Below are 10,910 nucleotides of genomic sequence, written 5' to 3' on the forward strand. Positions count from 1 at the left end.
TTGTTTCATTAATAAACTTTTTTGGTAAGAGCAATATATATAAAATATAAAACAAAATACTGCCAATCATAATTACATCACTATTTAAATCAATAAAATTGGCTATATCACACTCATATCCTGTCAAAATCAATTGAACACTAAATAACTTTCCAAAATAGTACTAAACGTTACATAACATATAACTCTATGCATAACAATTAGTTGAAGAAAATTATATATATCGGAATTATGAAACCTTATTTAATATAGCATACTATGTTTTCAATAATTAAACATTAACTTAAAACTTACTCTACCCATTGATAAGTTAATTTTACAACCATTTAATTTTAAATTAATCCCCATATTTTCTTGGTAACATGCACGCATATAAAACAGAAAATATCACACTACCCACTCTAATTACCTCACTATTTAAATTAATAAACATTGATATAATTTCATGATAACCATCATATTTAACAATAAACAATTGAATTGAACCAAACATTACTATTATAAAGAAACCAAAAACAGAGAGTATATAACTTCTTTTTTTTTCTATGAAAATTTTCATAAAAAAAAGAAAAAACAAAACAATCAATGATAAAGAATAGTACAGAAAAATATCCTGCCAAGTAGATTGAGTGGAAATTGTAACATCAATATAATCCATCATTATTTTTCCTTTTCTAGCTGATAAATACTCAAAACTGTAGAAACATCAACAATACCTTCTGTAGTTAAGCTCACAACTCCCATTTCTCTCCATCCTCTGATAAAATCACTATTTATATTTTTGAATAGTTTCCAAGATTTCTCTCTTGGCTTCAAAACTTTTTTAAAAATGCCATAACCTGAAAGCGCTAAATCAACAGTTGCATAAGTAATATCTGCATCTTTATCACTTAAACCAATTTTATTAGCAACATACCTATATCCTTCTCTGACACCACCATTAATATTTTCTCTGTACAGTAGATAATATCCATTTTCAACAACATTATTATACCCATGAGCCATTAATGGCGCACCGAATGAGGCACATGCTAACCCTAAAGAAGCTTTACAGACTGTATAACCTGCAAGAATTTGAGTGCCACCACCAACAAACCCAATCTGTTTTAATATAAGATTAGTATAACTTGATTTCTCTTTTTCCCTTTCAATTATTGCATATTGCTTTACTCTGTTTGCTGTTAAATAGAAAGCTTGTTCTTTCAGGTGATCTATTTCAAACTGAATAATCTCAATTGCACCATTTGAAGATAAACAGTGAATACGAACCTGACCTAGTATATCCTCTACAAAAAGATTTATTTTTGAATTAAAATCCATTCTTATTTTACTATGAGTTAAATAGCGAAAAGATAAAGTTTTCGCCAACTCTCTTAATTCCCTTACCTTTAAATCCAGTAGGTTATCTTGCTTCATATCTCCCCCTATAAAACCGATTTTTTATTTTCAAACCGAAAAATCATTAACATTACTTATATAACATAACAAAAATAAACCAATAAAGAAACAATCAACAGAACCATCAAATGCCATATAGATAAATCCACTCGAATAACGAGTGGATTTTCACATAAATAAATAGATTAAAATAATTAAACCAAGATACGCAGCATACGACGCAGAGGCTCTGCTGCTCCCCACAACAATTGGTCACCTACAGTAAAAGCAGATAAATACTCTGGGCCCATATTCAGCTTACGTAAACGTCCTACAGGAGTATTCAAAGTTCCCGTTACGGCAGCCGGGGTTAATTCGCGCATACTCAATTCGCGATCATTTGGAATAACACGAACCCAGTCATTATGCGCAGCCAGTAATTGCTCAATTTCAGGAATCGAAATATCTTTTTTCAATTTCAGAGTAAATGCCTGACTGTGGCAACGCAAAGCACCAATACGCACACACAACCCATCCACAGTAATGATGTTATTACCGGTATTCAAAATCTTGTTGGTTTCTGCCTGCCCTTTCCACTCTTCACGGCTTTGACCATTATCAAGTTGTTTATCAATCCACGGAATCAAACTACCAGCCAACGGCACGCCAAATTGCTCAGTTGACATAACTCCGCTACGGGTGAAATCCGTTACTTTTCTTTCAATATCCAAAATAGCCGATGCCGGATCTTGCAACTCTTTTGCTACCTGAGTATGTAGAGATCCCATCTGAACCAGCAATTCCCGCATATGACGAGCACCTGCACCAGAAGCTGCCTGATAAGTTGCAACAGAAGCCCATTCAACCAAATCATTAGCAAATAAGCCGCCTAAAGACATCAACATTAGGCTAACGGTACAATTACCACCAACAAAAGTTTTTATGCCTTTATTAAGACCTTGCTGAATATGCGTATGGTTAACTGGATCAAGAATAATAATGGAATCAGCATTCATACGCAGCGCTGACGCTGCATCAATCCAATATCCCTGCCAACCCGTTGCCCTTAACTTTGGATAAATCTCATTAGTATAATCTCCCCCCTGGCAGCTAATAATAATATCCAAAACACCAAGAGCTTCGATATCGAAAGCATTCTGTAACGTACCTTGCTGACCAGTGAAATCAGGTGCTGGCTGTCCGTATTGTGATGTCGTGAAGAATACCGGACGAATAACATCAAAATCCTGCTCTTCAATCATACGCTGCATTAATACTGAGCCGACCATACCGCGCCAGCCGATAAAGCCCACATTTTTCATCATTATTGTCCTACTTTGGTGAGTGTTGATCAGTGATTCTGATTACATCAAAACTGACAAAATATGACCAGGGACGCAAGTGAATTTATTAACTAATTCACAAGATATTTAGCAACGTAGCTAGCAGCAAGATATATAACAAATCGAGCATCCAAGTAAAAAGCCACCTGTTTGGTGGCAAATATTTACCATTAACTTTTAATTTTCAAGTCACATTCAATTGAGTTTTAGTTTTTTCTTTGGGATGCGGCTTAACACTTATTACTTCACCAGGTTTGGAAATAAAGCGAACAAACGTTTCATGGCTGACGAAAGTTGCACCACAATTGATATTTTGGCATTGATTATAACGTTCTTTTGTATGGCAGGAATGCTCAAAGCTGCTGCGTGCATGAGCCGCTTTACCACAAAGAGGACACTTGATCATATTTTCTTACCCTTAACTAAAACATGAACTCTCATAATATGAACAATATAGCAATGAGATCTCACTTAAAGAACAATTATTTCATGTCGAGATCATCAATTTTTAATTCCAGAGTCAGTGCTGTTGTAAAACCACCACCAGATCCATTCACCGTGTGAGTGACTGTCGTTAATGTCCATTCGGCAGCATCTATTTCTGGTTTAAAGCCGGTAACTTTGATTGGTATTTCAGGGTAGAGATCTGCACGCCCCTGAGCCAGTTGAATCGAAAACGTCGCTGCTCCGCGTTGTATTTTTTCCCAGGCAACCTTGGCAGCACGTTTAGCACTGGCTTCATCAGCATAAATACGGGAAAGTTCTAATACATTATCTTTGCTACCTACTAAATAAGAGGTTAATTTATCAGCATTTTTCTGACTTTTTCGCTCAACAGTTAAGGTATGTTTTTTCTCCGGTTTACGGACATCCAACCAGTTTGCTACCACGCCAGTATAAGACTCTCGGTCGGATAGCGTAAAATTGTGGTTGTCACCTGACCGACGTGTAATCACTAATGCAGGGATAACCGCACCACTGGCTGTTTTATTCTGTCCCTGCCGAATAAATATCAACTTACCATTTTTTACTGAAGCAATTGCCCCTTCTTGCCTTGCCAAGCGCGTAAGAAAACTACCATCTGACTCATTCGTCTGATCAATATGATTAATAAATATCTTCGCAATATCCTGATGTAAATCAGCGGTAAGGTTATTTCTAGCAGCGATAGTATGGACAATATCACCTATTGTTTTCTGATGATAAGACTCTTCACGTCTCATATTGAGAGATTCACGGAAATCAGCACTACGGGCACGAATTGTTAATTTGTCCGGCGCTCCACTGTGACCAATTTCATCCACAGTAAAACGCCCTTTACTAATCAGTGGCTGATCACGCCATCCCAACGCCAATGAAATTACATTACCTCTGGAAGGTAGCACCAAACTTCCATCTGCATCATCCAGTTCAATATCAAGCTGGTCGGCTTCAAAGCCACGATTATCTGTCATTGTTAGTGATATCAGGCGCGATTGAATGCGCCCGCTGATATCTTTATTGTCAATTTCCAAAAGAAATGCCGGTGCACTGCCTTTTTCGGAACCTCTGCCAAATTCAGATGTCATGGCAACACCTCTCTGACTCTATCTGACAAATTGTCTGTAAGCATAGAGAATTGTTCCTGAAGATCACCGAACATTTCACTTAGAGAACTATCCACTCGCCGTAATGTCAATGTGAAATCAATTTTGCGGGCAGAACCATTCGACATAAATTCAGTTTTCGTCTGGTCGATACTCTCAATGACAAACATACCGTAAACCGTGCCACTGCCATCTATAAAGGACCAAGCTTTACCGCTATCAGCCATCACTTGTAGTACCGTCAATGATAAACGACCACCGGTAATTTCTGGATATAACGAACCGGAAAGTGTCATTGTGTCGTTATCCGGCCCCAGAAATTGCCAGGCAGGCCGCATCCCGATACGGCTGTTAAAAGCATGCCGCCATGACTGCTGATGTTGCATACTCTGGTATGGTGTGGTTTTCAACATAAAAACAAATAAACCCAGTGCAGCCATCATAATTAGAATTCTCCTCTATCAGAGAATGAACTGCGTAAACGCGCCTGCTGTTTACGTTCCCGATCATCCAATTCGCGCCTAACCGCTGCTGCAATATCCTGCGCAGATTGCCCCGGTGCACCATAGATATTTATATGATAGACCGGTGATTCACTGCGGTACTCTACCATCTGACGTTTGTCCGCTTTCTTTTCCTGAATCTGAGGATAAGCATGAACCGGTAAGCTCTGAACATGCAATGGTGCGGTTCTGGCTGCGGTAGAAGGCGCCATTACGCTCAAAGAAAATGCCGCAGCGGCAGCAAGTTTAGCAGTCTGTCGGCGGCTAATAACATTAACAGGGCCAGTGACAATTTCTGGTCCATATTCACCAACAATACCAAATCGGCCAGCCGGAATAATTCCCCCCTTGTCATGTTTGGGCAGAACCGAACTAACATTAGGACTCACATTATTACTGGCGTCTTTTGAAATATCCTCCTTTGACCGCATCCAATCAGGGAGATACTCAGACAATGAAGTCAGTTTATTTTTCAGGGCTTCCCATTTTTCATTAATCCCCTCCAATAAACTGTTAACTATCGCTGTGCCAACCTCTTTAAATTTACTGGGCAGATTCATTACGTCAGTAATAATTTCATTCCATTTATCCGAAATCGATATTTTAATATTCTCCCAGATATCCAACGTGTTCTGCTTAACTAATTCCCAAGCATTACTGATATTAGTTTTAATACTTTCCCAGGTTTGCAGAACACTCTGTTTAATGGATTCCCATTTCTCACTTAGGCTAATTTTAATATTTTCCCAAAGCTGAGAAATTTTCGGCCCCAATGTTTCCCAGTTTTGCCAAATATAAACAGCAGCCATAGCAATGACACCAATAATGGCGAGGATTGGGTTAGCCATCATCAAACGACCGACGATCATCATGGTGCTACCCAACATTTTCAGAGCATTCCCGACTAATCCGAGCGCCCTCACACCAGTACTACCAAAGAAAGTAAGACTATATTTCGCTACAGCTAATGGAAGCAATATCGAAGCGATCGCCTGTGCCAATGCGCCAAACACAGTTAATATGCCTCCGACCACCACTGTAATAGTCGCAAGCGTTGCAGCCAAGCGTGGGTTGGCTTCCATCCATTCACTGACTTTATTGACTACATTTGTTACTTGCTGAGTGGCTTCTCTTGCAGGACCTTCTACGCCAGAAAACATCTGAACGCCCAGATTACTCCAAGCGGCATTGAGTTTTTGGATATCACCGGTGAGATTATTCGTCACTACAGATGCAACTTTTTGGGATTCACCTTGAACATTTTTTAGTCCAGCGATAAAAGTTTGCAATCCTCCCTGCCCTGCCTGATTTACCAATACATCCAAAGCAGGAGCAGCGTTTTCACCACCAATTGCGGTGAAATAACTCGTACGTTGTTTATCGTTCATTGAACGGGTTTTATCATCTAGTTCAACGAGAATATCAGGTAATTGCCGTAAATTACCTTTAGCATCACGAGTTTTAATATCTAGTTGTTTCAATGCAGCAGCAGCAGCTTTAGGCGGTTCAGCCAACCGACTTAGTACATTGCTCAAAGCCTCTCCAGCTTCACTTCCCCTAATATTGGCATCACTTAGCTTTCTTGTAGCAGCCGCAACGGTTTCAATATCAATCCCCAAAGAAGTGGCCGCTGGAGCGACAGATTTCATGGTGTCACCCAATCCCGCCAACGTTGTTTTTGAGCCAATAAACGTTGCCGTCAAAACATCACTAACATGCCCCATCTCCTCGGATTGTAATTTAAACCCTTCCAGTACATTAGTACTAATATCAACCACATTGGCGAAATCTGTACCGCTTGCCTGCGACATTAATACCGCACCAGGCATCACATTCTTTATCTGGTCAGGAGAATACCCCTTGGAAGCATACAGACTCTGTCCCTGTGCAATCTGACTGGCAGGAATCCCTGTACCTTTGCTCAACTCACGACTTTGGTTAAGCAACATGACGTATTCAGGAGAATTTTTTTCAATATTGGTTTGTGCCTGAATTTTAGCCATTTGAACATTAAGATCATAACCCGGCATCAGAAAGTTTTTACTGGTTGTCAGTATGTTGCTACCGGCTGATTTTGCACTAGCACCATATTGGCTAACGCGGTCACGAAGCTCTTTGATTTTGCTATAACGACCTTCACCGCGATCTTCTTCCTTTTTGTTACTGGTATGCGCAGTTTCCTGCGCATATTCAGGAGCAGAATAAGGTTTAATTGCTTCATAAGTCTGATTTAATCGCTTGAATTCATCGCGATTTTGCCGGAGAGAATCCGCCAACCTTTTATTATTTCGCTGGGCAGATTTCAAGGCGCTGGTCAGCTTATTAACGGACTGTATTACCAATTTAAGCTGTGACTGTGTATTACTCATTTTCTGCACCACTTCGTAAGATGGCCCGATGTCGCCAGTCCAGTAATTCCGGTAGTGACATTTCATCTGTCACTGCCGGAGACCAGTGGAAAACGGTGGCGATATCTGCCACCAATTCATCTACGGTTAGTCGGTCTGGAAACCGGACTTCGCCGACTTCGGTAACAAAAAATTGACCACCTCAACACTGAGATTAATCAGATCGCCGGGTGTCATTGACAACAGGTCGCTTTTAGTGAGCGCTGGTGTGGTAACACGTGGCAAAACCAATATCATTGAATCCACATCCATCTCCAGCAAAGCCTGTAGCCGAGCACCCCGCAGCGCGCCACTGTTCGGTTTGCGCACCACCACTTCAGTGATGTTGCTACTACCACGTGCAAGCGGTTCTTCTAATACGATTGTGCGCTGCTCGTCGTTTTGAGTAATTAGTGTTTCTGTCATGGTTCAACCTTGTTTATCCGATTAGATTAAAGACCCATAGCGCGACGGTGATCTGCCAAGCGATCCTCACCATTAACGACTTCAACCATGTTAACGGTATCCACTTCGATCAGAACTTCACCGTCCCATGTCAATTTAAAATAGGTGTTTTTAGCGCTGATTTTGGTCTGAGTATTATCTCCTTGCTTATAAGTACCGTGGTCAAATTCATGGAAACGGCCACGCATCACGATTTCAACAGCAATCACATCGCTGGTATCATCGCGCTGGCAGGAGCCCGCAAAGCGCAACATCACGCCATCGGCTTTGGTCAGACCCCATTGCCGATAATGTTGAGCTTCCATACCTCCCAGAGTAAATTCAACGTCCAATGCACCTTCATCCAAGCCTAAGTCCACGGTTGCGCTACCGTTCATACCACCGCCACGATAGGTTTCCAGTTTACGACTCAGCTTAGGCAGAGTAAGTTCTTCCACGATTCCCTGATAACTATTGCCATCATTAAATAAGTTCAGGAATTTAAGTTTGCGAGGTAATGCCATCTGTGTCCCCTTAGCCGTTTATGCTTTTCGCGAAATCCATCAGGTAACGATCTGTAATACGCTGGCGTAACATCATGTTTTCCAGTGGTGGTACAGGTGTATAGTCGTAATCGAGGGTCAATTTGCCCGCTTTCAAGGTGTCTTTATCATTGGCGTTTTCGTCATACCAACACTGGCCGTCAATAATGTAACCCCCAGATTTCAGTTCGCGGAACTTAGCATTGATACCTTCGATAATGTCTCGTACCAGTGAAGGAGTCAGTGGTTTATCGATCGCCCACATATGTGCTTCTGCCATAGTGTCAGCTAATACTTGGGCAGTACGAGTGTAACTTTCGAACTGGAACAATGGGTCATCTGCGCAGGTACGGGAACCCCAGAAACGGAAGCCGTTCTTACGGATAAGTGTCGTAATACCATTTTGGTTTAGCAGGCCTGAATCTGTTGCTGGATCTTGAAGATCCCAGAAGACGTCTGCTGAAAGACCGGTCACACCATTGACACCGATGTTGGACAGTGTTTTGTGCCAACCTGTTTCTTCATCAATTTTTGCACGCAAACCCAATGCACGAGCTGTAGCGTAGGCGATAGTTTCTTTATTAGAAACAGTATCCCAACTTAAAAAATCAGGCCAAATCAACATCAGTTCTCGTTGACTGAAGTTTTTGCGATATTCGATAACTTCTGAGATAGTCTTACTGCCATAGGCACTGATATAAGCCATTGCTCTCAGTTTCTGCGCGATACTCGCCAACTCAACAGCAACAGCTTTTGTATCCAGCCCAGGGACTCCCAGAATACGAGGCTTCACACCTAATTGGCTTTGTGCTGCCAACAGTGCCTGTATACCGGTTTTCTTACCTTCATTAGTTGTAGTACCAATGATGTTGCTGGTAGTTTGTTCTTCCGTTTCACCTTGTGCTACACGGACAACAACAGTAACGGGTTTAGACTGGTCTGAGATAGCTTTGAGTGCCTGAGGCAATGTACCGGTTTTACCCGCTTTGCCAATTGCCATCGAAACATCAGTAATCAAAACCGGAGTGTTTAATGGAAAAGTTTTTTCGTCTGCCTCAGGACCAGTACAGACCATACCAACAATAGCGGTGCTAACTGTGGTGATGGTACGTGTGCCTTCATTAATTTCCTGTACACGGACGCCATGATGATAATCTTGTGCCATATTAGCGGTTCTCCTATTAAGGTGTCCCGCTATGTTGAAGTATCCGAATTATTAAATCATTCGATGGGAAATGTGTGGGAGATGATACAAATCAGGTTGGTTAATTTATTATTTTTTCTAATAATTTAACTACTTGTACTTTATTGCGTGTGGAAAAGGAAATCTCTACAAATCAATATCTGTTTCTTCTGGCGTGAACTTTTAGCTCTGTTCATTGATTATTTTTTCACAGATTTTCCCTACAAAAATAGATGATAATTTATACATATCAACGCATTTTTTCATAAACCACCGTTCTGGTCATTTATTGGCACCTAAATATAGCCAATCTTTGCCATATATACCCCCCGCTTAGTACCAATACGAGACTATTCTGTTGGAAATTTCACGGATTAGTGAGTTTTGAAAAATCTTGGTTTGGTGGAAACCGTGAATTTGGCGAAAAATGCTCTTCCTAAGGACTCAACTGAATCATTCACGTCAGGCAATCACAATATTAAAACAGGTGGAAATTATTCCAGTTTGTCACTAACAAAAAGCGATGGTCGATATGTCTTCATAGAAGCCACTTCTCATGAAGCAGATTCTTTTTGTGCAATAGGATATCGTGAGTCTGACTCCTCAAATATAAATGTTGTTCAACTCCCTCGAAAGAACGGCTATGTTGCAATAGCTAATGAGCATTATTCTAAATCAGAGTCTGACAGTCGATTTATTCAATTGAATACGGATACAAAAACATCAGGTTATATATTAGCTAAAACTGCAAACTATTATGATGATCCTAATTCACGTCATTTGGGACGTTCAGGTTTTTTAAGACCTAATGGAATTGGTAATTTGGGTGATTTAGCAATTCATATAGCTCACCCTAACGTTGATAGCCCTCAGCATGCTCGCGGGCTTTCTTTCGGGTATGGGGGTTATTCAGAAGCATTCAGCATTTCCACTTATGCTTTTGATAAAAATGGTAACTTCAGGGGGAAACGTAAAATATTAACAGAGGATGATATTCTTGTTGGTATTCCATTACCGTGGTCTAAGCCAACTGCACCAGCAGGTTATCTTATTTGTAGTGGCCAGCAGTTTGACAAATCTATGTACCCTAAATTAGGGGAAGCGTATCCCTCTGGCACACTCCCTGATCTACGTGGTGAATTTATTCGAGGTTGGGATAATGGGAGAAGTATTGATTCAGGAAGGGAGATATTATCCCACCAGAATTCAACAAAGTTACCTAATCTTTACACCCATGCAGCCTCTGCAAATATAGGATTATTGGTATCTCCTCCTATTAATCGTTTTTCAAGTAATTATCCATCAGAAATTATGGCTAGTGATTTTGAGGAAGCAGAATTCGGGAGCGGCCAATATTTTTCGACCCCATTAAATCCTACTGGTGCAGTTTCATTATCTACATTTAGAGTACGTCCCCGTAATATCGCATTTAACTACAGGGAACCTCTAAAAACTCTCAATACAAAAAATAAGATCAATTTTGCACTCACCAATAAATGACCTTATTGTGTATGACTTTTTCTTGCTTTTTCAGGGGAAAAAATA

The 10,910-nt window shown here is 40.5% G+C and carries 12 protein-coding genes; 1 reads left to right on the forward strand and 11 read right to left on the reverse strand.

What is annotated here, in order from left to right:
• Positions 1-337: 337 nt before the first annotated feature.
• From ACGF49_RS13220 to ACGF49_RS13270, 11 genes are all read right to left on the reverse strand, one after another.
• Positions 338-661 carry a hypothetical protein gene (locus tag ACGF49_RS13220; protein ID WP_041379844.1) on the reverse strand — a complete coding sequence of 108 codons (324 nt, stop codon included), beginning with the start codon at positions 659-661 and terminating at the stop codon, positions 338-340.
• Positions 661-1,416: a DUF4225 domain-containing protein gene (locus tag ACGF49_RS13225; protein WP_241509981.1), complete on the reverse strand. Its 756-nt coding sequence runs from the start codon at positions 1,414-1,416 to the stop codon at positions 661-663. Before ACGF49_RS13225 ends, ACGF49_RS13220 begins: the two co-directional genes overlap by 1 nt.
• Positions 1,417-1,592: 176 nt before the next feature.
• Positions 1,593-2,699 carry an aspartate-semialdehyde dehydrogenase gene (gene asd / locus ACGF49_RS13230; RefSeq protein ID WP_387491357.1) on the reverse strand — a complete coding sequence of 369 codons (1,107 nt, stop codon included), beginning with the start codon at positions 2,697-2,699 and terminating at the stop codon, positions 1,593-1,595.
• A 205-nt stretch (positions 2,700-2,904) separates the two neighbouring features.
• Positions 2,905-3,126, reverse strand: coding sequence for an ogr/Delta-like zinc finger family protein (locus ACGF49_RS13235; protein ID WP_011144421.1), 222 nt, complete (start codon positions 3,124-3,126; stop codon positions 2,905-2,907).
• Between the two features lie 76 nt (positions 3,127-3,202).
• On the reverse strand, positions 3,203-4,288 hold the full coding sequence (locus ACGF49_RS13240; RefSeq protein ID WP_228902759.1) for a phage late control D family protein: 1,086 nt from the start codon (positions 4,286-4,288) through the stop codon (positions 3,203-3,205).
• Complete coding sequence (locus ACGF49_RS13245; RefSeq protein ID WP_112878681.1) at positions 4,285-4,749, reverse strand: phage tail protein; 465 nt, start codon at positions 4,747-4,749, stop codon at positions 4,285-4,287. The genes ACGF49_RS13240 and ACGF49_RS13245 overlap by 4 nt, the downstream gene beginning before the upstream one ends.
• A 2-nt stretch (positions 4,750-4,751) precedes the next feature.
• Positions 4,752-7,178 carry a phage tail tape measure protein gene (locus tag ACGF49_RS13250; RefSeq protein ID WP_271859777.1) on the reverse strand — a complete coding sequence of 809 codons (2,427 nt, stop codon included), beginning with the start codon at positions 7,176-7,178 and terminating at the stop codon, positions 4,752-4,754.
• Positions 7,171-7,290 (reverse strand): GpE family phage tail protein, encoded by a 120-nt coding sequence (locus ACGF49_RS13255; RefSeq protein WP_011144425.1) that lies wholly within the window; start codon positions 7,288-7,290, stop codon positions 7,171-7,173. Before ACGF49_RS13255 ends, ACGF49_RS13250 begins: the two co-directional genes overlap by 8 nt.
• A 14-nt stretch (positions 7,291-7,304) precedes the next feature.
• On the reverse strand, positions 7,305-7,622 hold the full coding sequence (locus ACGF49_RS13260) for a phage tail assembly protein (protein ID WP_011144426.1): 318 nt from the start codon (positions 7,620-7,622) through the stop codon (positions 7,305-7,307).
• A 26-nt stretch (positions 7,623-7,648) separates the two neighbouring features.
• Positions 7,649-8,164: a phage major tail tube protein gene (locus tag ACGF49_RS13265; protein ID WP_036782412.1), complete on the reverse strand. Its 516-nt coding sequence runs from the start codon at positions 8,162-8,164 to the stop codon at positions 7,649-7,651.
• A gap of 10 nt (positions 8,165-8,174) precedes the next feature.
• A complete protein-coding gene (locus ACGF49_RS13270; RefSeq protein WP_112896317.1) occupies positions 8,175-9,347 on the reverse strand; it encodes a phage tail sheath protein in 1,173 nt (390 codons plus the stop codon).
• Between the two features lie 402 nt (positions 9,348-9,749).
• On the opposite strand from ACGF49_RS13270, the gene ACGF49_RS13275 reads away from it, so the two are divergent.
• Positions 9,750-10,865, forward strand: a complete 1,116-nt coding sequence (locus tag ACGF49_RS13275) for a phage tail protein (protein ID WP_387491362.1) — start codon at positions 9,750-9,752, stop codon at positions 10,863-10,865.
• Positions 10,866-10,910 lie beyond the last annotated feature (45 nt).

This window comes from Photorhabdus sp. RM96S (genome assembly GCF_042879335.1).
GTDB lineage: Bacteria > Pseudomonadota > Gammaproteobacteria > Enterobacterales > Enterobacteriaceae > Photorhabdus > Photorhabdus kayaii.

Bases quoted from the DNA above. Each gene is read 5' to 3' on its own strand.
- ACGF49_RS13265 (WP_036782412.1), bottom strand. From the start codon at position 8,164: ATGGCATTACCTCGCAAACTTAAATTCCTGAACTTATTTAATGATGGC.
- ACGF49_RS13270 (WP_112896317.1), bottom strand. From the start codon at position 9,347: ATGGCACAAGATTATCATCATGGCGTCCGTGTACAGGAAATTAATGAA.
- ACGF49_RS13225 (WP_241509981.1), bottom strand. From the start codon at position 1,416: ATGAAGCAAGATAACCTACTGGATTTAAAGGTAAGGGAATTAAGAGAG.
- asd (WP_387491357.1), bottom strand. From the start codon at position 2,699: ATGAAAAATGTGGGCTTTATCGGCTGGCGCGGTATGGTCGGCTCAGTA.
- ACGF49_RS13260 (WP_011144426.1), bottom strand. From the start codon at position 7,622: ATGACAGAAACACTAATTACTCAAAACGACGAGCAGCGCACAATCGTA.
- ACGF49_RS13245 (WP_112878681.1), bottom strand. From the start codon at position 4,749: ATGATGGCTGCACTGGGTTTATTTGTTTTTATGTTGAAAACCACACCA.
- ACGF49_RS13240 (WP_228902759.1), bottom strand. From the start codon at position 4,288: ATGACATCTGAATTTGGCAGAGGTTCCGAAAAAGGCAGTGCACCGGCA.
- ACGF49_RS13220 (WP_041379844.1), bottom strand. From the start codon at position 661: ATGATGGATTATATTGATGTTACAATTTCCACTCAATCTACTTGGCAG.
- ACGF49_RS13250 (WP_271859777.1), bottom strand. From the start codon at position 7,178: ATGAGTAATACACAGTCACAGCTTAAATTGGTAATACAGTCCGTTAAT.
- ACGF49_RS13235 (WP_011144421.1), bottom strand. From the start codon at position 3,126: ATGATCAAGTGTCCTCTTTGTGGTAAAGCGGCTCATGCACGCAGCAGC.